The sequence below is a fragment of the Phycisphaerae bacterium genome, assembly GCA_018003015.1.
Classification (GTDB): Bacteria; Planctomycetota; Phycisphaerae; order UBA1845; family PWPN01; genus JAGNEZ01.
Genome location: JAGNEZ010000051.1, coordinates 1 through 21,550, shown reverse-complemented (window position 1 = coordinate 21,550; position 21,550 = coordinate 1). Strand labels below are relative to the sequence as shown.

Below are 21,550 nucleotides of genomic sequence, written 5' to 3'. Positions count from 1 at the left end.
GCCATGGCCAACCGCTACTCCATCATCATATGGTGCGCGGTTTCCATTCTCGGACAGGCCGCCGCCGCAGCCGAATCCCGCCCCAGACCCTCGACAGCCTTGAGGCCGCCCTGGAAAACACTCGCCGACTATCCCCGCCCGCCGGCACCGGATACCGGCTGGGGAATCCATGACAACCCGAACTGCTCCTGGAAACCGGAACGACCCGCTGAGTTCTTCAAGGAGTTGCGCAGTCGCTACGGATTCACCTGGTTCAAGGTGCTGGCCTGCGGGGCTAACAAGCTCGACGTGGTCGAGGCCGCCCGCCGCCAGGGCGTTGAACCGGTGGTCCGGCTGTACGTCGATCGCCCCAGCCCACATTACCCGCGACCGGGCGGCGAGGAGACCGGGTTCCGCAAGCTGGTTCGGGCCTACGTGACGGCCGGCGCACACTACATCGAGGCCGGCAACGAGCCCAATCTGAGCCTGGAGTGGTCAGAGGGAGAGTGGGATAAGGGCAATCGCGAAACGCGGCTGTGCATGCAGTGGCTCAGAACCCGTCGGCTGATCGCCGAAGAGGGCGGCATCCCCGTCTTCTACGCCATGAGCGTCGGTGGCAACGACGGGCGAAACGCCGGCCAATGGTGGGACGATTGCTTCAAGACCTTCGCCAAGATGGACACAATCGAACAGGCCTTCGCGGGTTGCGCCTTTGGCGTTCACTGCGGGCCCCTCAACCGGCCGATCGACTACCCTTTCAATCTCGAGAAGAACCTGCCCCACGCGACTCGGCAGGACCGTTTCGACTCGCTCATGAAAGACAATACCACCTACCTCGGCGTCGAACTGCTCCAGTACCTGATGGCCAGGTACCTGCCACACCCGATTCCCATCCTCGGCACCGAGGGCGGAGCCTTCCCCGACAACCACGACGACAAGAACTACCCGCCGGTCACACCGGAACGTCACCGCGACCTCAACCTCGAGATCCTCCGGCGATTCAACCCGGATCACCCACGGTATTGGGGCGATCCGCTCTTCGCCCAGATGAACTGGATCTACCACGCCGATACGCCGCCGTTCGCCAACGACAGCTGGTTCGACCATCCCAGCTATGGCCGTATGCCCATCCTCGAGGCACTGGAGAAAGAGCCTCGCTTCGATCGGGGAGCTGTCCTCGGGGAACACACGCCCGGCAGGCCGCCGGGCCCGCGAGTGAAATGAAAACCGCCAGACCTCGGTCAACGACCTGAGCGCCAGCGTCGATTGGCTGCACTGTCCGGCGAGTCGGGTTCAGTCCATGCAGTCCGGATCCGCCGGAATACCCGCCCCGCTGAGGCACTGCGTGAACAGGGCCGCGTCGTTCTTGTCAACGTCCTCGTCGTCGTCTAACTTCGCGTTCTCACAGGCTGGATCGGTCTGGACCACGCCGATGCCAGTGAGGCATGCCTGCAATCGGCCCCAGTCGTCCAAATCCACGTCACCGTCCCGGTCAAAGTCCGACTTGACCGTGGTGATATCCAGCCTGATGCTGAGAACCTGTGGGTCGTTGTAGGCCGCAGCGTCCGTGATCAACAAAGTGGCGGTCTGTGTGCCTGCGCCGACCCCGGTCAGATCGTAATGGATGGTGATAGCGTCGGTATCGCCCGTCGATTCGCCGCGGGTGGACGAAAGGACCACCCACGAGCTGTCCGGCCAGATCTCGTAATTCAGCGTGCCAATTCCCGCATTCCTCACCGTGAAGGTGTCGTCGGGAGGACTCTCGCCAAAGCTGAACGTGTGGCTGAACGCCGTCGGCTCGATCGCGATCAGCGGCGCCAGCGGCGGAGTCACCGTGACGCCGCGGCTGATCGCGGCTTCGTTCATCGCCGCATCGTAAACCGCGACCGTGGCCGTGTAGTCGCCCGGCGGCAGCGTGCTCGTGTCCCACTCCAAGTGGAAGGGGTCCTGCGGGTCCCGCACGCTGGCCACGACCCGCTCCTCGGCCACCTCGACCAGCGAGACGTCGTCGAACCACGCGGCCACACCCGCTCCACCCTCCCCGGTGTTGCCGGCTTTGAGCACCACCGTCAGGGTGTTCCCCGTGGCGGTGCGCTCCCCGTGGCGGCTGTTGTAGTCGTACTTCGTGCCGTCCTGGCTGTGAGCCCAGAGCCAGCCAAAGGTCGCTCCGACGTTCCCTCCCAGACCCGTGCCGATCAGATTGTCGTACGCATACATGTAGTTGGTGCGCACCACCGGTTCGCCGCCACTGTCGGCCTGGTCAATGTCAAAGGGACCGTCCAGCAGCAGGATCTCGAACCAGTTCGAGGATCCGGTCTTCTGCCCGCGCCAAAAGGCGTCAACGCGATAGGTCTTGCCCGGCTCGACCGTCACCTGCTGGTGGACGCCGAAGCTCCCCGTGGTCGAGGAACCTCCGAGCTTCAGGCAGAAGCTGCCCTGATGCCCCGCCTCGGCATCCGCAAAATCGCGAACGAACGGGCCGCCCCAAGGCGATTCCCAACCCGTCCAGCCGCTGGCATCCCCAGTCTCGAAATCACCGTTGACCAGCAGATTCGGTCTCCTGGCTTTGACCATCAGCTCCGCCTTGGCCAGACCGTTGTTGTCGCCAACGCCGGAACCAGTCACCCTGATCGTGCCCGCGACCGTCTGGCCTTCGTCCAACGAAACACTGTCCAGCCAGGGCGAGCTCCTCTCCGCTGCGACCGACTCACCGCGGTTGGGGAAGTCCATCCGAACCGCGGCCACATGATCGCCCACCACCGTGATCAGCGCGGTCCCGCCCGTGCCCAGGGCACGATTGTCCGCCCAGGCGATGTGGCCTACTTGCGTCGGATCGTAGCCCATGGTCAACGAGCCAATGGTGTCAACCGCCACCGAGTCGCGACCGGCTATGACCAACTTCCGGGCCGGCAACGCCTTGGTCACCACGCCGCCGTCGCCCACCGGCCCGTTGGTGATGCCCACCAGCCCGTCCACCACCGCGAAATCGTTCGGCCGCACTAGGTTGAGATCCACGATCGTGTACTGGACGACGTAGTTCTCAACGTTCGTCGCCGCGGGAACCGGATAGTCGCCGCCGTCCACCACCGTCCGCCCGAACCCGCCCGAGGTGGTGTGAACCAGGGACCACTTCATCTGCTGGGTGTATGGGGCAAACGTGGCATGATAAATGTCACTCGGGGCACAGCCCACGCGATTCTTCATCGCCAGCGTGACCGCGCCGTTGCCGTGATTCTTCAAGACCGGCACACTGATCAACACGTCACAGAAGCCGCCGTCCGCCGGCTTCAGCAACATCCTCGGAACCCAGTACTTCGTCCGAATCACCCCGTTCGGGATCGTGACTTCCGAGACCCTGTTCCCATCACGCTTGTCCAGGCCGCCAGTATCATTCAGGTCGTAGAGTTCCACTCCAGTCTCGTCATCAAGGCGATCGCCGTTCGCATCGTAGCCGGAGTCCTTGAACGCCTTCCAGGTCACCTGCCGCGACGTGTCTTCGTTGTTCCGCGAGCTGGCGGTGCCTTCCGCGATCACGATCCGTCCCGCCCCGGCCTCCTGGACCAGCCGCACCACGGCTCGAACCACCCGTGGATCCGTGGTGATGCCGTCACCCGCCGGGGCCAGGGTCTCCACCAGATTCGGCTTGATCACCACCGTTTGACCCGGTTGGACAATACTCCCTAAGCCACCCGCCAGACCCACCACCCTCCGGACCATCCTCTCAACCTCGGCATTCGCCAGCGGCTCACCAACATCCTGAACAATGGCCACCGTGGTCGGCTCGGGTATCGACGTCCGCGGCGGCGGCAACTGGACACCGGCGGCCGCCACCTCCTCGTCGTTCGAGTACACGTTCACCCCGGCAGACACCAGGACAAAGAGAATGCTCGCCAGAGCCACCGATCCCGTCGCCAGTCGAACCCTCCGCCAGCGATCGGCCCCCACCCGCTGCATCCTCCGTCGAGCCAGAATCGGAACCACCAGCACCGCCAGGGCGCCAAGATTGGCCGCCGCAGCCTGCTGGCAGGGGTAGGCCATCCGCCTCGGCTGCGTGCCACTCCGCCAGATCAGCCACACCAACGAGGCAATCCCAATCGCGAATCGGTTGCGAAACAGGAAGAACCAGGTCCATCGCCACAACCCCAGGACCAACTCCAACCCACCCGTCGCCGTGCCTCCGTCCGGGGCTGAGTCCACGACGTGCGGAGGATGCAGAACCGGCCGCGCATGACCTCGTCGACGCGGGCTCGCCCCGTGCTCGTTCGGCTTATGACCCATAGAGAATCCCATTCCACTTGCAGGGAGGGACTTCCATCCACTCCGCAACACCAGCTGCCCCGCCTCACCTCATCGGCATCGCCTTCACCCGGTCGGCATTCCGGACACCGAAACGCTTCAGCCAGTAACCATACTTGTCCATGTCCGCCCACTCCCGCGGAGCCAAGGGCACCGACGCAGCATGAGCGTCAAAAAACACCGCGTTCGTGAAACGACCAAGATGCATCTTTCGCGCCACACGCCTCGTCCCGGGACTGTCGTTGATGTTCACCCCACCACCGCCCTCCGGCAGGTGTTCGCCCAACCACGTGTCCATCGCGTCAATCCCATTCGCGCTCGCTTGGCCGTTCTCGTAGTTCCTCCGACAGGTGGCCAACGAAGGGCCAAGCCCCTCCACGTTCCGGTCCTCATACTCCGCGTCCGTCAGGAAGATGGTCTCCGTCGGCTGCTTCACCTTGCCGAGATTCGACATCTTGGCTTCAATCCATTGGCCCTCCTGTCCGGCAGGCCTCGACACACGGTCAAAATCCAGGGCGTTCACCACATAGTCGAGAAACGGACTCGCAAGGGCCTTGCTTCGCTCCGGACACTGAAACACGCCTTGCTTGGCCACCGGGACCTCGTTGCAGTTCGTGTACGGCCGACGGTCGCCCAACATCTTCACCACCAGCATCGTCCAGTTGATCTCGAACTGGTTGCTGCCCCGGGGAACCCAGTCCCGATTGCTCGTGGCATACGCCGCAATCGCCACCCCAAACTGGTGCTCGTTGCTCAGGCATTGCGTGGTCCGCGCAGCCGCCCGCGCACGCCCCAGCGAGGGCATCAACACGGCGATCAGCAACGCAATGATCGCCACCACCACCAGTATCTCAATCAGCGTGAAGGCCGGACGGGCCCTCAGGGCAATCGTTTGTATGGTTCGAGAACGCATCGAGTCACCATCCTTCGCCTGCTACGTTCCCAGTAAGCCAATCGTGAAACTCGACCCCGCCCCGCACGGCAACCCAGCACCCATGGAGCGGCTGCCATCGAACTGGCCCATCCTAGTATAGCGACCTCCACGTTCCATGTCACGGCGACACAAGCCTTGCCCCCACCCTCTCCACCAGGCACCCCATAGCTAATCCGTTCACCTGACAGTGTACTTAAGTAATCCCTGCTGGCTCGTCCACCTTGCCGCACCGGCTCTGACTTATCGCCCCGGCCTCGCTACGTACAAACTCAGCGTGGTGATGTCCGCCGGACTGATCCCACTGATACGGGCCGCTTGACCCAGGTTCCGGGGACGGAATCGGGCGAACTTCTCACGGGCTTCGAAACGCAATTCCGTCAGCGAATCATAGTCGAGCCCCGCGGGAATACACCGCGACTCAAGGTGCCGATACCGCTCAATCAGCCGGTGTTCACGTTCCAGGTAACCGGCGTATCTGGCCTCAATCTCCACCGCTTCGCGAACTGCAGCTGGATAGCCGTCCACGGCCAGCTCAGGTACCCGAACTCCCAGCTCTGCCAGACGAACCTCAGGTCGCCGAAGCCACTCCGCCAGTGAGACCCCGTCCAGCCGGGTCGCCTTCAACGCCGCCGTCAGAAGCCCAATGCTGGCCCGCTTGGCCTCGAATGCCGACCAGCGACGGTCATCGACCAGACCAACCCGTCGTCCAATGGGCGTCAGACGCTGGTCGGCGTTGTCGCTACGCAAGTGCAGCCGGTACTCGGCCCGCGACGTGAACATGCGGTACGGCTCGTCAGGCGGCTTGGTGACCAGATCGTCAACCATCACCCCGATGTAGGCCTCATCACGCCCGAGTACCACCGAATCACACCCCCTGATCCCAGCGACCGCGTTGATGCCCGCCATAAGACCCTGACCCGCCGCCTCCTCGTAGCCGCTGGTCCCGTTGATCTGCCCGGCCAGGTACAGACCGGCCATCCGCTTGGTCTCCAGCGTGGCGTCAATCTGGTCAGTGGGAACCCAATCATACTCCACGGCATATCCGTATTGCATGATCCTGGCACGCTCCAGACCGGCAATCGAGCGGACCATCGCATCCTGCACGTCGGACGGCAGCGAGGTCGGAATCCCATTGCAGTAGACCAGCGGACTGCCATACCCCTCCGGCTCAAGAAAAACCTGATGCGAGTCCTTGTCGGCGAACCGCATCACTTTGTCCTCCACGCTCGGACAATACCGCGGCCCCCGCGACTTGATCTGCCCGGAATACATCGGCGCCCGCTGAATGTTGCCGCGGATGATCGCATGCGTCCGTTCGTTCGTGGAGGTGATCCAGCACTGGATCTGCGGCCGGGTAATGGCTGGCGTCAGGAACGAAAAAGGAACCGGAGGTTCGTCGCCCGATTGCGCGGTAACCGCGGCGTAGTCTATAGACCCTCGGTCGATCCGTGGAGGTGTCCCAGTCTTGAGGCGCCCGAGCGTGAAGCCGAGGCGGCTGAGATGCTCGCTGAGACCTGCGGCCGCCCCTTCACCGAGCCGCCCACCTTCCCATTGACGCGTGCCGCAGTGCATCAGGCCGCGAAGAAACGTGCCCGTAGTGATAACCACCGCTCTGGACTGAAGTTGCCGCCCGTCGGCCAGGCGGACACCGGCTGCCCGTTGACGGGCCGTCCCGCTCACACCGGCCTCGACCACCAACGCCTCAACCAGGCCTTCGATGATGTCCAACGAGCCCGCCGTGGACAACAAACCCTGAACGGCTTCAGCGTATAGCTTCCGGTCGGCCTGCGCCCGCGGGGCCCAGACCGCCGGACCCTTGCTTCGGTTGAGAACCCGGAACTGAATCCCACCCTCGTCCGCGGCCAGGGCCATCAGACCCCCTAAGGCGTCGATCTCCCGGACAATGTGGCCCTTGCCGATGCCGCCGATCGCCGGATTACACGACATCCGCCCGATGGCCTCCACGTTCATCGTGACTAAAGCCGTTCCACACCCCATCCTGGCAGCAGCCCAGGCGGCCTCCGTGCCCGCGTGTCCACCACCCACCACAATCACGTCGTAGTCCATACCTGATCTCGTCAACACTCAAGTCACCCGCGTTCACCGTCCGAATATCAGGCTAGCGGGCTGATGATTCAGGGTCAATCGACAGAGAAATGACGCAATTCATCTGTTTTGCCCCACTTTTCTCGACCCGGCGGAAAACCGCGGTGTATAGTTAACCTGAGAAATCACAGTCCAAGTCACGCCAATTTGCGTGGGACGATTCGGACATCACGCGTCAAGGAAGACCGTGTCGTCACTCGTGGGAATCGTATGGGGCCTGTGTGGAGCAGCCGTCAGTTCGCGATCCCCGAGGTTTCGTCCCAGTCATGCAACACGGTCCGTCGGCCTGGAGGGTGGCCGACGGGGAAGCGGCACCAGCTCAGGAACACCGGTCCTTTGGAGCCGGGCACGCGGTCGTGGTCGAAGGCGGCGGACGCGCCGCCCCGCGGAAAACCTGTTCGGGAAAGAAGCACGGAGGCCAGAAATGCCAGCGGTTAGTCAATCCCACCAACGATTACCAGAGTACGCTTTGCCCCCGTTCCAGGCAGATACGGGTTTCCCCGATCTCCAGAGCGCTGCGGCACGTCGAGCGTGCCTGATGCAGTGGGTCCGCGCGACCCCAGACGATGAGAAACGGCAGGGGAGGCGGCGCAGCCTTCGCTGCGAAATGACCCTGCTCAGTTGTCCCGAAGATGTCAGCGATACCCAGCCGGCCCGCATCGTCGGCCATGTCGTCGAGTTCGGCGACGGCGGATTGTACGGCATCGTGCCCATCGGCTACGGCGTGGCGATCGGCCAGCGTTATACCTTCCAGCTTGCCATCCGCGAGCGCGGGCCCGAGCCAGGCTCCGGACAGATGATCACCCAACAGGGACTGATCGTCCGTACCGAACTCCTCATCAACGCCAACGGTGAAGGTGATCGCGTGGGGATCGCCGTCCGGTTGTTCGGCCAGCGATGTGGCTTGGTGCCCATGCCCGACCGCATCTGAACGGAAACCCGTGGGCAGGCAACGGCTGGCCCGCTCGCAGCCCGACACAACCGGTTCGGCCACAGACCAGAGAACGGGCCTCTCCAACCCATCGGTTATCGTCGCGGGGGGGCTTGGTGTGTCGAGCTTCCGAAGACCGCCTCGGCCGCTTCCATGACCGTCTCCGACAACGTCGGATGGGGATGGATGCACAAGGCCAGGTCTTCAGCCGTGGCACCCATCTCGATCGCCACGACCGCCTCCGAAATCAGCTCGCCCGCTCCAGAACCCACGATGCCGACGCCCAGAACCTGCTTGCTGGCCGGTGAGGCGATAACCTTGGTCACCCCGTCGTTGCGACCGTTGGCCGTGGCTCGTCCCGAAGCACCCCACGGGAACTTGGCAATCTTAACCTCGGTCCCCGCCGCCTTGGCCTGATTCTCGGTCAAACCGGCCCAGGCGATCTCCGGATCCGTGAAAACCACCGCAGGGATGGCCTTCGCATCCACGGCCGCCTTGTGCCCCGCAAACACCTCGGCCACCACCTTGGCCTCGTAGGCCGCTTTGTGGGCCAGCATCGGCTCCCCGGCAATGTCGCCAATCGCCCAGATGTGCGCGTCGTCCGTACGCAGCTGTGGGTCTACCTCGACGAAACCACGCCCGGTCACCTTGGCCTTCGTGTTCTCCAGCCCCAGCCCGTCGCTGTTCGGCGTCCGGCCGACCGACACAAGCACCCGCTCAAACTCCGCGGTCGCCGGCGGCGCCTTGGGGCCGGCCTTGGCCCCCCCGACCGCCTCGAACGTGACCGCGACCCCACTGCCGGCCTCGGTTACCTTCGACACCTTGGTGTTCAAGTAGACGCTCTTGAACGCCTTCCTGAGCCGCAGCTCGAGAACGCGAACCAGATCGCGATCCGCGCCCGGCAGCAGCCCCTCGGTCATCTCCACGACGGTGACCTCGCTGCCCAGGGCTGCGTAAACCGTCCCCATCTCCAGGCCAATGTACCCGCCGCCCACGATCAGCAGCGTCTGCGGTACGGCGCTGAGCTCCAATGCGGAAGTCGAGTTCCAAATCCGCGGACTGCCGATGTCGAACGCCGGAATGACCGCGGGACGCGAGCCGGCCGCCACCACCGCCCGCTTGAACTTCAGACGACCTCGGTCGGGAGCCGCCCCACGCTCGGTGCTGAGCAGAAGCGTCTGGGAATCCTCGAACCGCGCCCACGCCCGCACCAGATCTACCTGGCGAAGCTTGGCCATCTGCCGGATGCCTCCGTTCAGCTTCCCGATAACCTCGTTCTTCCAACTCCGCAACCGGGCCACGTCGATCCGCGGCTCTCCGAACGAAAGACCCCACTCCTTGGCCTCCCGAACCTCGCCGATCAGGCGAGCCACGTGCAGCAGTGACTTCGATGGAATACACCCCCGGTTCAGACACACACCACCCGGCTCCGGATCGGCGTCCACCACCGCGACCTTGAACCCCCGGTCGGCGATCGCAAACGCGGCCGCATAACCCCCGGGCCCGGCACCAATAACCACCACGTCGGTTTCACGGACCGCTGCATCACTCATGTGTCATCATCCTCCGCACCTGGCCTGCGTGGTCGGCCCCGCCGCCCGCGCTCATGCCCCCAGGAGCAGCACCTCCGGGTCCTCCAGCAGGCCGGCCAGCTTGCGAATGAACCGCGCCCCGTCGGCTCCGTTGATGACCCGATGATCGTACGACAGGCACAGCGGAAGCATCAGTCGCGTGGTCAGTTTCCCGTCAACCACCGCCGGCTCCTCCTTCGAACGAGCCAGCCCGAGAATCGCCACCTCCGGATAGTTGATGATCGGCGTGAAGGCCGTGCCCCCAATCCCCCCCAGGTTGGTCACCGTGAAGGTGCCACCCTTCAGTTCGTCCAAGCCCACCTTGCGCTTCCGCGTCCGCTCGGCCAGTTCGTTCATCTCCGCCGCGATCTGCAGCACGCCCTTGCGATCCACGTCCCGCAGCACGGGGACAATCAGCCCCGCCTCAGTATCCACCGCCACGCCAATGTGGTAGTAACGCTTGAGAATCAACTCGTTGGTGCGATGCTCAAAGGACGCGTTGAACTGCGGGTGGGCCTTGAGAACCGTGGTCAATGCCTTGAGCACAAAGGCCGTCACCGTGAGCTTGGCTTCCTTGCCCTGCGGCGTGTCGCGGAATCGCTTGCGGAGAACCTCCACCCGCGTGATGTCGCACTGCTCGAACTGGGTCACGTGCGGGGCTAGACTCCAGCCGACCGAGAGGGCCTCGGCTGTCTTCCGCTGCAAGCTCGAGAACGGTACCCGGTCCACCGGCCCCCACTGACTGAAGTCGGGGAGCGGGGGGGCGGCCACCACGCACGTGCCCCCTCCAGCCGCCGCCGCACCCGTCGTCATGGCCTGTTTGACAAAGGCCTTGACCATCTCGTCCGTTACTCGGGTGCCGGGATGGCTTTGGGCGATGACCCGGAGATCGACGCCCAACTCCCGTGCCAGCCGTCGTGTGGCCGGACCGGCTGCAATCGGCGCCTCGTCACGGGCAGGCCCTGCCGGGGCCGCAGGCGATGCGACCGAATGAGCCGAAACCGGCCCGGCGACCGGCACAGTCTCCTCAACCGGCGCAGTGACCTGCGGGGCAGAGGGCCGGGCTACGCGGTCCGCGGCCGGCGCGGGCCCCGCCGCCGGCGGAGTCGCCGCCACCGCCGCAGTGACGTCCGTCTCCACGCTGATCAGCGTCTGCCCGACGACAATGTGATCCCCCTGAGCGACCGAAACCTGAACGACCTTACCCGCCACCGGGCACGGAACCTCAAGCACCGCCTTGTCGGTCTCGACCTCGGCCACCGTCTGCTCGGGCTTGACCACGTCGCCAGGTGAGACAAGCACCTGGATGACATCGCCCCCTTTGACCCCTTCGCCCAGATCCGGCAACTTGATTTCCTGAAGACTCATGCGGAAGCTCTCAGCATTCAGCGGTCACCCAATCGGCCATCCCTTCCCCCCCTCGACCGAGGGGAGACCAAGGGAGGCTCCTGATTCAGACCCCAAAACCTCCAAACCGGCCCGCTCTTCACGCCCGCGACGGGTCAGTCGCCTCCGGGTCCACACCCATGTCCGCAATCGCCTGCCGGACTAGGTCCCTCTTTACCATCTTGCGACTGGCCAGAGCGTCAATCGCCGTCACGACAATGTGCTCGGCATTGACCTCGAAGTGCCGCCGCAGCGACGGCCGGTCCTCGCTCCGCCCGAACCCGTCAGTCCCCAGCGTGGTCAAACCCCCCGGTACCCAGCGGGCGATCTGGTCAGGCACGATCTTCATATAGTCCGAAGCCGCTACCACCGGGGCGGAATCGTCCCCCAGAGCGGCCGCAAGGTGCGACTTCCGCGGAGCTCCGTCCGGGTGAAGCCGGTTCCAACGCTCGACCTCCAAACACTCGCGCCGCAGCAGGTTGTAGCTGGTCGCGCTCCAGACATCGGCGGCTACGCCATACCGCTCCGCCAGTATATCGGCCGCCCGTAGCCCTTCCCGAAGAATCGATCCGCTGCCGAACAGCAACACCCTCCGGTCGCTGACCAGGCCCGATTGCTGGTAACGGTACAGACCTCTCAGAATACCCTCGGCTACCCCGTCAGGCATCTTCGGCTGCTGGTAGTTCTCATTTCCGATCGTCAAGTAGTAGAACACGTCCTCGCGGGCCTGGTACATTCGCCGGATGCCGTCCTGAATGATCACCGCAAGCTCGTAGGCGAAAGCCGGGTCATACGCCTGCATGGTCGGCACAACCGAGGCCAGGAGGTGGCTCTGGCCGTCCTGGTGCTGGAGCCCCTCGCCCGCCAGGGTGGTCCGACCAGCCGTACCCCCAATGAGGAAACCCTTGCAGCGCATGTCCGCCGCCGCCCAGATCAGGTCACCAATCCGCTGGAATCCGAACATCGAGTAGTAGATGAAAAACGGGATCATGTTCACGCCGTGAGTCGCATACGCCGTCCCGGCAGCAATGAACGAAGACATCGATCCCGCTTCCGTAATGCCCTCCTCGAGAATCTGGCCGTCCTTGGCCTCGCGGTAGTACAACAGCGTATCCCGGTCCACCGGCTCGTAGAGCTGACCAGTACTGGCGTAGATGCCGCATTGGCGGAACAGCGGCTCGAGGCCGAAAGTCCGAGCCTCGTCCGGAATGATCGGGACAACCAGCCGGCCGATATCCTTCTCCCGCAGCAGTCGGGTAAACAGCCGGGCGAAGGCCATCATCGTCGATGCCTCACGCTCTCCGGTACCCTCGAGCAACTCGTTGAAGACCTCCAGCGGCGGAGCGGCCACCGGCTCTGATCCGACCACCCGCGTCGGCACGAATCCGCCCAGCGCTTGCCGACGTTCGCGAAGATAACAGATCTCCGGACTGTCCTCCGGCGGCCGGTAGAACGGAGCGGCAGCAACCTCGCTGTCCGAGATCGGAATGCCAAAACGGCTGCGGAACTCGCGCAGCTCCTGCTCGTTGAGCTTCTTCTGCTGGTGCGTGATGTTCTTGCCTTCGCCAGCCTCCCCCAGTCCGTAACCCTTGATCGTCTTGGCGAGGATCACCGTCGGCGCACCCTTGTGCTCGATCGCCGCTTTGTAGGCCGCGTAAACCTTCTCCGGATCGTGCCCGCCACGACGCATCCGCTGGATGAAGTCGTCAGAGAGGTGCTTGACCATCGCCGCCAACGCCGGGTACTTGCCGAAGAAATGCTCCCGGGTGTACGAGCCCGGCGACACCGAGTACTTCTGGTAGTCGCCGTCCACCGCTTCCTGCATCCGGCGGGCCAACCACCCATCCTTGTCCTGCTCCAGCAGCGGATCCCAGTCGCTACCCCAGATCACCTTGATCACGTTCCAGCCGGCACCACGGAACGCCGCCTCCAGTTCCTGGATGATCTTGCCGTTGCCTCGGACCGGACCATCCAGCCGCTGCAGATTGCAGTTGATCACGAAAAGCAGGTTGTCGAGCTTCTCACGCGAGGCCAGAGTCAACGCGCCAAGCGTCTCCGGCTCGTCACACTCGCCATCCCCCAGGAACGCCCATACCCGACTGCTACGGGTGTCCTTGATGCCGCGATCGTGCAGGTAACGGTTGAACCGGGCTTGATAGATCGCCATGATCGGGCCAAGCCCCATCGAAACCGTGGGAAACTCCCAGAAACCCGGCATCAGCCACGGATGCGGATAGGAGGAGACCCCGCCGCCACTCTTGAGTTCGCGCCGGAAGTTCTGCAGCTGCTCCGGACGAAGCCGCCCCTCCAAAAAGGCCCGCGCGTAGATGCCCGGTGTGGCATGACCTTGGAAGTAAATCTGGTCGCCCGAGGACGCGCCGTCTTTCCCTCTGAAAAAGTGATTGAAGGCCACTTCGTAGAGCGTGGCCGCCGACGCAAAGGTCGAAATGTGCCCCCCAATCCCCGACGATTCGCGGTTCGCCCTCACCACCGTCGCCATCGCATTCCAACGAATCAGACTCTTGATCCGCTTCTCAACCTCCCGATTGCCCGGGTAGGCAGGCTGGCTGGCCGCCGGGATCGTGTTGACGTAAGGCGTGTGGGCGGAAAAAACCGGCGCTCCACTCTTCTTGCACAGCCATGCCCGCAGCACCTCAACCAGTTCCCAGGCCCGCTCCGGCCCTTGCTCCCGCAGGACATAGTCCAGGGACTCCAGCCATTCGCGGGTCTCTTCCGCCGACCCCTCAGACGGTCGTGTCGGGTCCGATGCCATAACCTCTCAAACCCCAATCCCATACGTACCCAATGCGGGACACCTCTGGCCCTCACCTGCCACCAACCATGACTGGCCAGCCGGCGGCCAGTATGGCCGAACCGCCCGGCAAGGTCAACGCGAACGCCGGTTGTGTGCTGTATGGTAGGCGCGCCATACAACCGAGGTTAGTGAGTCCTGTTTGGGACACGAAAAAAGCCGCCTGGAACCTCGAGCCCGCCCCTGCATTGCATCCTAGACCACGGTCGGGTCTAATACCCTATTCGCCTGATCGTGATTCGGCGACCCCCGGCATGAGGCCAAACCGTGGATAGCTTCGCCTATCGTGATGGAGAGCTGTACTGCGAGCAGCTGCCTGTCCGGCGCATCGCCGAGACCGTCGGTACGCCAACCTACGTCTATTCCACCGAGACGTTCCGAAATCACTATAGGGCCATCGCTAGGAGTTTCGCCGAGCTGAATCCGACGGTCTGCTACTCGATCAAAAGCTGCCAGAATCTGCATATCCTGCGGCTGCTGGTCGGCCTGGGGGCCGGAATGGACGTGGTCAGCGGCGGCGAACTGTTCCGGGCCCTCAAGGCCGGGGCCGACCCCGCCAGAATCTCCTACGCCGGCGTGGGCAAGACCGACCCCGAAATCCGGCAGGCCCTCGCGGCCGGCATCGGCCTATTCAACATCGAGTCCGAGGCCGAACTGGCCAATCTCATCGAACTCGCCCGCCAGACCGGCCGGAACACCCGAGCAGCCCTGCGGGTGAATCCCGACGTCGATCCGAAGACCCACCGACATACCGCCACCGGCAAACGCGAAAGCAAGTTCGGCGTCGACTTGGAGCGAGCCCGCCGCGTGTTCGAGCAATACGGCCGCAACTCCCACGTCCGACTCTGTGGCATCCACCTGCACATCGGCTCCCCGGTCAATACCGTCGAACCCTACGTCCAGGCGGTAACCAAGGCCGTCCAGCTGATCGAGGATCTTCGCTCCGCTCGGTTCGAGGTGGATACCCTCGATCTCGGCGGCGGATTCGGCGCTAACTACACGGAGGGCCAGTCGGCCGAACTCGCCCAGTACGCCGAGAAACTCGTCCCGCTCATCCGCGGCCGCGGGCTGAAAACGGTCATCGAACCGGGACGCTCGATCTCGGCCAACGCCGGCATCCTCCTGGTTCGGACCACATTCGTGAAGCCGGGACCGGACAAGCAGTTCGTGATCGTCGACGGCTCCATGACCGAACTGATCCGCCCAGCCCTGTACGACGCCTTCCATTTTGCCTGGCCGGCACAGCCAGGCTCGGCCTTCGTGCCGCCGGTCCGCCAGGCCGACCTCAACTTGCCCGGCAGCGTCGAAGTGGACATCGTCGGCCCAGTTTGCGAAAGCGCCGATTTCCTGGCCAAGGCCCGCTACCTGCCGCCGATCAAACGCGGCGACCTCATCGCCGTCTTCACCGCCGGCGCCTACGGCTTCGTCATGGCCAGCCACTACAACTCCCGCCCTAACGCGGCCGAAGTCCTCGTCGACGGCGATTCCTTCAGGACCATCCGCCGCCGCGAAACCTACGACGACCTGATCGCGGCGGAAGAGAACGCTTGATTCGCGGTTGGAGCCTCAGGACCGCGAAAACCCCCGTGCATCCGATGGCCGTGGGCGTCGCCCATCTTGAACCGCGACACGGTTCCACAACCACGCCCGAAATCGCACAGCCCGCCCTGGGGCACGCTCCGTCGACTCGCAGTTCAGATCGACACCCCGTTCTCCAATTCCACGTCCGGCACACCCATCGCCCGAAGACCAGCCGGGTTCTTGGCGAACCGGTGCGCGGTCCGGGCGGCAATTCTTCGAGTACACGCCAGGTACGAGAGGTTCTCGTCCAGCGACTGCATGCCGACCTTCTTGCCGGTCTGGATCAGCGAGTCAATGGTCTCGACCTTGTTCATCCGAATCGCCGCTCGCACCGCGTCGTTGGCCACCAGGATCTCGAGAGCCAGCACCCGCTTCTCGTCCGGCTTGATGTTAGGCAGCAGATGCTGGCTGATCACGAACCGCAGCGACAGCGACAACTGACTGCGAACGTCCTGGTGCTGGTCGACCGGGAAAATGTCCACCAGCCGGGTGATGGCCCCGCGGGCGTCCTGGGTGTGCAGCGTGGTCAGCACCAGGTGCCCGGTCTCCGCGGCACTGATGGCCATCTGGGCCGTCTCCCGATCGCGGATCTCGCCGCACAGGATCACGTCCGGGTCCTGCCGCAAGCTGTACTTGAGCCCCTCCGCGAAGCTGTCCACGTCGATACCCACCTCACGCTGGCTGATCACCGAGTTGGCCGCTGCCTTGAAAATGTACTCGATCGGTTCCTCAATGGTCACGATCCGGCGGTTGCCCGACTGGCTGACCATCTGCACCAGACCAGCCAGCGTCGTGGTCTTGCCCGCCCCGGTCACGCCGGTGATCAGTACCAGCCCCCCCGGTAGCGACGCGATCCGCCGGGCCAGGTCAACGGGGATACCCATCCACTCAAAGGAGGGTATGGTCGGCGGAATGAACCGGAAACACGCCCCCAGCGACCCCTGGTTGTGGAACACGTTGACTCGAAAGCGGGCCGGCTCATCTCCCTGGCTGAACGAGAGTGAGAAGTCCAGATCCTTGCGGAGATCCCGTTGCGGCTTCAACGCTGCCGGCATGACACGGTCGATCATCCGGGCAATCCCTTCACCCGACGAAGGCCTTCCCGCCAGCGGTTGCAGACGACCGTGGATCCGTAGGGTAGGGGGGTACCCGGCCACCAGGTGAAGATCGGATGCCCCGGCCGCGAGCCCCTGCGCCAGAAAGCCCATCAACTCCCCATCATGTGGCACTGAACTGGTCGTCTCCATGATATCGCTCCAAGCCGCCGGCACCGCGTCAGACATGCCGAAGGCCCCGTCGCAACCTGTGTGGCAGGGCCCCCCACCACCCGCAAGCCCAGGCGGAACTACCCCTGGGCCGGCTCGGCGGCCTTGCCCGCCGAACACCGACGCCCAAGACCTCTCGATTACGACGGGTCCGCCGCCTTCTCCCCCTTCAACTCCTTGAGCATCACCTTGCGATACTCGATCCATCCGGTGGGATTGTGCGAATCCTGCAGACCAATGAAACCCTTGAGCGGAATACCCTTGGCCGACTCAACCTTGCTCTGATCCACGTCGATCACCGGCACGTTGTCCGCGAACACCTTGATCCTCGAACCCCGGCACTGGATCTCGAACTCATGCCAGACATCCGGCGACTCATCCGGCCGCGGATCGACCGCCACACGGCCGTACATCGACCCCGTGCAGTGCATCGCATCCCGCGGCTGGTTGCTGATCTGGATCTCGTGCCCCGTCTCCCACGGATTGCCCTCCGCCTTGCTGCGGATAAACACCCCCGCGTTGCCGTCCTTACTCACCCGCCACTCGACGCGAAGCACGAAGTCACCCAACTCGCGGTTGTAGCGGAGCCACTGCCCGTTCTTGCCGCTGTCGCTGCGCACAATGCCATCCTTGACCACGAACCCCGCCCGATCAGCAACCACCGTCCAGCCGTCCAGGTCCTTGCCGTTGAAGATCGGCTCAAATCCCTTCTCCGAAGGATCCGGCAACCGCCCGGCCACAAACCGAATCGCCTGCCCCACCTGTCGCCGGTAGTTCGGGTTCTCGAACGCGAAGTGATCGTGCCCACCCTGCATGTAGACGACCGCGCTCTTGCCGTAAGTGTGCGTCCATGCCACGGTCTTGTCGCTGTGCGGATTGTCCGTAGTCAACAGCGCGTGCGTCCCAGGTAGGAACTCCATCGCCCCATACCCTTCGTCGTGAATGTCGTAGTCCTTCATGAACCGCGTCACCGGATGATTCGGATCGGCCACACGGATCCTGAGCTGGATGCCTTCCTTCCAGGTGGACGTGCCCCGCCCGCCGCTCGGCTTGGTGTAGAACTTGCCACCCAGAATCTTGATCGCCTCCGGCCAGTCCTGGTAGTTGGCGATGCTGTGATGAAGGGCAACCAGCGGCTTGCCCTTGTCGAGCAGGGCCTTGAGGTTCTCCAAGTCAGCCGGCTTGACATCGTCCCACAGGTCGTACCAGACGAGAACGTCGTATTCCCTGCTCTTCTCGGCCGTGTACCACTTGAGCGCCTCCGGCTGCTTGACCTCCCTGAACGTCATGTCCGGGTAGGACTTGAACATGGCAAAAAACGGATCGCGCTCGAATCCGTGCCCCCCGGTCACAATCAGCAGCCGGATCTTATCGGGACGGGAGGGCGGCGACGAAACCTGGCCTTCCTCCCCAGCCGCCACGACGGGCGGGACCGCGCTCACCAACGCCAGGACCAAGACCGACGTAATCATCGACAGACAAAATCGCTTGGCCATGAGGACTACCTCCTTGTGAACACTTGCCTTATGATGCCCCTTCAGATTCGCCAGGCAGGTTACCCCCAACAAACGGGGTCCGGCAAGGGAGGAAGCGGTCAAGGATCCTCGACGCGGTGGCCGATGTTTATGGCACGGGATGCGAATCCCAACCCTGACCACCTCGCCGATGGAGTCAGATGACCGTGTCCACCCTGCCCCCTAACCTGGTCGGCCCCCTCCTGCAGAGCCACTTGGTTCAGCAGCAGGTGTCCCGGGTGCGCGACACTGAACGGGCCCAGGAATTGGCCGCTCGACGTAAACAGAGTAACGCAATCGACCAGCAGGAGTCCACGGTTGAAACAACCGACAACGATACCCAGATCTACGCCGAGGCCGAGGGCACCGGCAGCCAGGGCCGGCCATTCTCCACGCCCGAGGAACAGCAGCCCCCCGCCCAGGATAAGCCCACCGGCGACGAAATCGAAGGCCGCCTCCTGGACCTGGAAGCGTGAACCCCAGAACGTCAGAACGTCAATACACCCAAACCCCAAAACGGTAAGCCACGGCCCGGGTCGGAGCCCGAACCAAGCCTTTCAACCTGAAACTTGACTCCCTTGAGCCACCTACTCGTCTTCCTGTTTCCAATGATCGTGGACATGGTCCTGTCCAGCGCTTTGTTCATGGCCACCGTCTGGGCCGCCGAAAACGGCGCCAAAGCCTCCGCCGTCTCCAACCTGCTCAGCGCCTGGTCGGTCATCTACATGCTCGCCTCACTGGCCATCGGCCGGGTCGTCACCCGACGCAACGCGGCTTGGCTCTTGATCACCGCCTGCCTCGCAACAGCCATCCAATCCGCCCTTCTCGCCCGCTGCTCCGGCCTGCTGGGTATGTACCTGCTCATCGGGCTGCTCGGCGTGACCATGGGCATGTTCTGGACCCCGTTCCAGGTCTTCATGAAGGTCGTCGGCGAGGGCCGCCAGCGCCCGATCACCCAATCGGTCGGACTGTATACCCTGTCCTGGAGCATCGGCTACGCCCTCGGCCCGTTCTCCGCCGGCTTCCTCTGGGACCGGCTCGGCTGGCACGATTGCCACCTGCTCAACGCTGCAGTCGTGATCGTCGTCGCCTTCGGCATCTGGCTGCTTAAACACCACGCCACCAGCCATCCGGCCGCCGATCACCAGCCCGACACTACCCCTGAAAACGGCACCCACAACACCCCCTATGCCAAGATGCCCGATCTCGCCTGGATGGGCTGGATCTTCGGCGGCGTCTGCTGTATGGCCGTCTCCATGGTCCGCGGAGTCTTCCCAACCACCGGCGCCGACCTGCAACTCTCGAAGTCAACTCAGGGACTCACCATGGCCGCCCTCAGCGCCTCCCAGGGCCTGATGGGCATGAGCCTTGCCTACGGCCGTTGGTGGATGTACCGCCCGTGGCCGATCCTCGCGATCGGCGCCGCCGGCACAGTCGCTCTCACCCTCTTCGCCCTCGCCGGAACCTCAACGACCTTCTATGTGGCGGCAGCCTGCCTCGGCCTCTACACCGGCTCCATGTACTTCTACCTGGTCTTCCATTCCCTGGTCCATCCTGAACGTAGCGCCCGATATGTCTCCATCAACGAGGCCATGGTCGGCCTCACCGGCATCGCCGGCCCGGCACTCGGCGGCCTGGTCGCCGACCTCCAGAGCCCGTCATCCTCATATCTCGTCACCGCAGCCATCGTGATGGTGGCCGTCGCTGTCCAGGCCGCCCTCCACGCCCGGCTGGCCACCAACCCGCCAGCCGCTACCAACAAGTAGAGCGGGCGGTTCCGCGGGCTCGCCCGCTAAGCCGCTGCTGAGCCATTTTACCTTTGGCCGCACCACGCTATCATTTCCCTCCATGAGCAAGCGAGAAACAATGACTTCGCGCGAACGGCTGCTGGCGGCGGTCAACCACCAAATCCCCGACCGTGTCCCTATCGATCTGGGCGGTTTCCAGACCGGAATCCATAAACGCGCCTACCAATCCCTGCTCGACTTGCTCGACGTGCAGGTTGAAATCGTCATCCAGGATCCAGTCCAGCAACTGGCCCGACCATGCGAGCAGGTGCTCCAGCGCTTCCACGTCGATACCCGTTACATCACCGCCCGCAAACCCGCTGGCTTCAAGAGCGAAATCAAGCTCAATGAACGCGACGGTCGCCTTTGGAACGATCTCAAGAGCGAGTGGGGCGTCGTCTGGTCCATGCCCGACGACCAGCCCCTGTACATGGACGTCTCCCTCCACCCCCTCGCCAACGCCAGCGTCGCCGACCTCGATCTCTACCCGTTCCCCGACGGCAAAGACCCCACACGCTTCGCCGGCGTCCGCGAGCAAGCCCTGAAAATGCGCAGGGATACCCATTACGCCCTCTGTACCGGCATCGGCGGCGTCATCTACGAGCACTGCTGGTACATGCGCGGCCTGGAACGCTGGCTTATGGATCTGCTCGAAAACGAGAAATTCTGCGAACGCCTCCTCGATAAAGTCCTCGCCTACTGGACAGACTTCTACACCGGCTTCATCCACGAGGTCGGAGACCTCGTCGACGTGGTCATGGTCGGCGACGACCTGACCGGCCAGCGCGGCCCCCTGTTCAATCCCAAAATCTACCGCCGCCTGGTCAAGCCCCGTCATAAGGCCCTCGTTCAACATATCAAGTCCATGACCCCCGCGAAGATCTGGTACCACACCTGCGGATCCTGCGCAGCCTATATCCCCGACTTGATCGACAACGGCGTGGATATCCTCAATCCCGTCCAGATCGGCATCCCCGGCATGGACCCCACGGCCCTCAAACAGCAGTTCGGCCGGCAGATCACCTTCTGGGGCGGCGGCATCGACGCCCAGCACGTCCTTCCGTCCGCCAGTCCAGCCGTCATCCGCGAACACGTCCGCGCCAACCTCGAGGTCTTCAAGCCCGGCGGCGGCTACGTCTTTAACAACGTCCACAACATCCAGGCCGGCGTTCCCCCGCAGAACATCGTCGCCATGTTCGATGCCGCCTGCGAGTTCGGCTTCTACGACGAGTAACCGGCCTCCGTGCCCCGCCTCCCCCCGCTAACCCAAGTTACTGAACAACTGCGATTTTGAAAAGATCTTCGGGTTGGCATCCGCGTTCTCCGGGCGATCAGCGGGGTTGGATGGCGTTTTCGGCGATGTAGTGGAAACCTACCCTCTTGAAGAT

14 protein-coding genes are annotated in these 21,550 nt (G+C 63.7%); 6 read left to right on the top strand and 8 right to left on the bottom strand.

Annotated elements, in window-relative coordinates; genetic code table 11:
* The first annotated feature begins 3 nt into the window (after nucleotides 1-3).
* Nucleotides 4-1,203: a hypothetical protein gene (locus KA354_18590; protein MBP7936655.1), complete on the top strand. Its 1,200-nt coding sequence runs from the start codon at nucleotides 4-6 to the stop codon at nucleotides 1,201-1,203.
* 69 nt (nucleotides 1,204-1,272) lie between these two features.
* Here KA354_18590 and KA354_18585 read toward each other — a convergent pair whose 3' ends face one another.
* From KA354_18585 to mnmG, 3 genes are all read right to left on the bottom strand, one after another.
* Entirely contained in the window at nucleotides 1,273-4,257 is a 2,985-nt protein-coding gene (locus tag KA354_18585; protein ID MBP7936654.1) for a DUF362 domain-containing protein, read from the bottom strand.
* 64 nt (nucleotides 4,258-4,321) lie between these two features.
* A complete protein-coding gene (locus tag KA354_18580; GenBank protein MBP7936653.1) occupies nucleotides 4,322-5,188 on the bottom strand; it encodes a type II secretion system protein in 867 nt (288 codons plus the stop codon).
* A gap of 261 nt (nucleotides 5,189-5,449) precedes the next feature.
* Nucleotides 5,450-7,276, bottom strand: a complete 1,827-nt coding sequence (mnmG, locus tag KA354_18575) for a tRNA uridine-5-carboxymethylaminomethyl(34) synthesis enzyme MnmG (GenBank protein MBP7936652.1) — start codon at nucleotides 7,274-7,276, stop codon at nucleotides 5,450-5,452.
* 463 nt (nucleotides 7,277-7,739) lie between these two features.
* Between mnmG and KA354_18570 the strand changes: the two genes are divergently transcribed.
* A complete protein-coding gene (locus tag KA354_18570) occupies nucleotides 7,740-8,246 on the top strand; it encodes a hypothetical protein (protein ID MBP7936651.1) in 507 nt (168 codons plus the stop codon).
* 95 nt (nucleotides 8,247-8,341) lie between these two features.
* On the opposite strand, the gene lpdA is transcribed toward KA354_18570, so the two are convergent.
* The 3 genes from lpdA to aceE form a co-directional block, all read right to left on the bottom strand.
* Nucleotides 8,342-9,799 carry a dihydrolipoyl dehydrogenase gene (gene lpdA / locus KA354_18565; GenBank protein ID MBP7936650.1) on the bottom strand — a complete coding sequence of 486 codons (1,458 nt, stop codon included), beginning with the start codon at nucleotides 9,797-9,799 and terminating at the stop codon, nucleotides 8,342-8,344.
* A 51-nt stretch (nucleotides 9,800-9,850) separates the two neighbouring features.
* Nucleotides 9,851-11,185, bottom strand: coding sequence for a 2-oxo acid dehydrogenase subunit E2 (locus KA354_18560; GenBank protein MBP7936649.1), 1,335 nt, complete (start codon nucleotides 11,183-11,185; stop codon nucleotides 9,851-9,853).
* A gap of 118 nt (nucleotides 11,186-11,303) precedes the next feature.
* Complete coding sequence (aceE, locus tag KA354_18555; protein ID MBP7936648.1) at nucleotides 11,304-13,976, bottom strand: pyruvate dehydrogenase (acetyl-transferring), homodimeric type; 2,673 nt, start codon at nucleotides 13,974-13,976, stop codon at nucleotides 11,304-11,306.
* A 306-nt stretch (nucleotides 13,977-14,282) separates the two neighbouring features.
* On the opposite strand from aceE, the gene lysA reads away from it, so the two are divergent.
* Nucleotides 14,283-15,566 carry a diaminopimelate decarboxylase gene (gene lysA / locus KA354_18550; protein ID MBP7936647.1) on the top strand — a complete coding sequence of 428 codons (1,284 nt, stop codon included), beginning with the start codon at nucleotides 14,283-14,285 and terminating at the stop codon, nucleotides 15,564-15,566.
* Between the two features lie 143 nt (nucleotides 15,567-15,709).
* Here the strand turns inward: lysA and KA354_18545 are convergent, their stop codons facing one another.
* On the bottom strand, nucleotides 15,710-16,843 hold the full coding sequence (locus KA354_18545) for a PilT/PilU family type 4a pilus ATPase (GenBank protein ID MBP7936646.1): 1,134 nt from the start codon (nucleotides 16,841-16,843) through the stop codon (nucleotides 15,710-15,712).
* Nucleotides 16,844-17,001: 158 nt separating this feature from the next.
* Nucleotides 17,002-18,357 carry a DUF1080 domain-containing protein gene (locus KA354_18540; GenBank protein MBP7936645.1) on the bottom strand — a complete coding sequence of 452 codons (1,356 nt, stop codon included), beginning with the start codon at nucleotides 18,355-18,357 and terminating at the stop codon, nucleotides 17,002-17,004.
* A 179-nt stretch (nucleotides 18,358-18,536) separates the two neighbouring features.
* On the opposite strand from KA354_18540, the gene KA354_18535 reads away from it, so the two are divergent.
* The 3 genes from KA354_18535 (at nucleotide 18,537) to KA354_18525 (ending at nucleotide 21,396) form a co-directional block, all read left to right on the top strand.
* Nucleotides 18,537-18,851: a hypothetical protein gene (locus KA354_18535; GenBank protein ID MBP7936644.1), complete on the top strand. Its 315-nt coding sequence runs from the start codon at nucleotides 18,537-18,539 to the stop codon at nucleotides 18,849-18,851.
* Nucleotides 18,852-18,953: 102 nt separating this feature from the next.
* Nucleotides 18,954-20,141 (top strand): MFS transporter, encoded by a 1,188-nt coding sequence (locus KA354_18530; GenBank protein ID MBP7936643.1) that lies wholly within the window; start codon nucleotides 18,954-18,956, stop codon nucleotides 20,139-20,141.
* An 82-nt stretch (nucleotides 20,142-20,223) separates the two neighbouring features.
* Entirely contained in the window at nucleotides 20,224-21,396 is a 1,173-nt protein-coding gene (locus KA354_18525) for a hypothetical protein (GenBank protein ID MBP7936642.1), read from the top strand.
* Nucleotides 21,397-21,550 lie beyond the last annotated feature (154 nt).

Bases quoted from the DNA above. Each gene is read 5' to 3' on its own strand.
- KA354_18580 (MBP7936653.1), bottom strand. From the start codon at position 5,188: ATGCGTTCTCGAACCATACAAACGATTGCCCTGAGGGCCCGTCCGGCC.
- KA354_18525 (MBP7936642.1), top strand. From the start codon at position 20,224: ATGAGCAAGCGAGAAACAATGACTTCGCGCGAACGGCTGCTGGCGGCG.
- lpdA (MBP7936650.1), bottom strand. From the start codon at position 9,799: ATGAGTGATGCAGCGGTCCGTGAAACCGACGTGGTGGTTATTGGTGCC.
- KA354_18560 (MBP7936649.1), bottom strand. From the start codon at position 11,185: ATGAGTCTTCAGGAAATCAAGTTGCCGGATCTGGGCGAAGGGGTCAAA.
- KA354_18545 (MBP7936646.1), bottom strand. From the start codon at position 16,843: ATGGAGACGACCAGTTCAGTGCCACATGATGGGGAGTTGATGGGCTTT.
- aceE (MBP7936648.1), bottom strand. From the start codon at position 13,976: ATGGCATCGGACCCGACACGACCGTCTGAGGGGTCGGCGGAAGAGACC.
- mnmG (MBP7936652.1), bottom strand. From the start codon at position 7,276: ATGGACTACGACGTGATTGTGGTGGGTGGTGGACACGCGGGCACGGAG.
- KA354_18590 (MBP7936655.1), top strand. From the start codon at position 4: ATGGCCAACCGCTACTCCATCATCATATGGTGCGCGGTTTCCATTCTC.
- KA354_18585 (MBP7936654.1), bottom strand. From the start codon at position 4,257: ATGGGTCATAAGCCGAACGAGCACGGGGCGAGCCCGCGTCGACGAGGT.
- KA354_18570 (MBP7936651.1), top strand. From the start codon at position 7,740: ATGCCAGCGGTTAGTCAATCCCACCAACGATTACCAGAGTACGCTTTG.
- KA354_18535 (MBP7936644.1), top strand. From the start codon at position 18,537: ATGACCGTGTCCACCCTGCCCCCTAACCTGGTCGGCCCCCTCCTGCAG.
- KA354_18540 (MBP7936645.1), bottom strand. From the start codon at position 18,357: ATGGCCAAGCGATTTTGTCTGTCGATGATTACGTCGGTCTTGGTCCTG.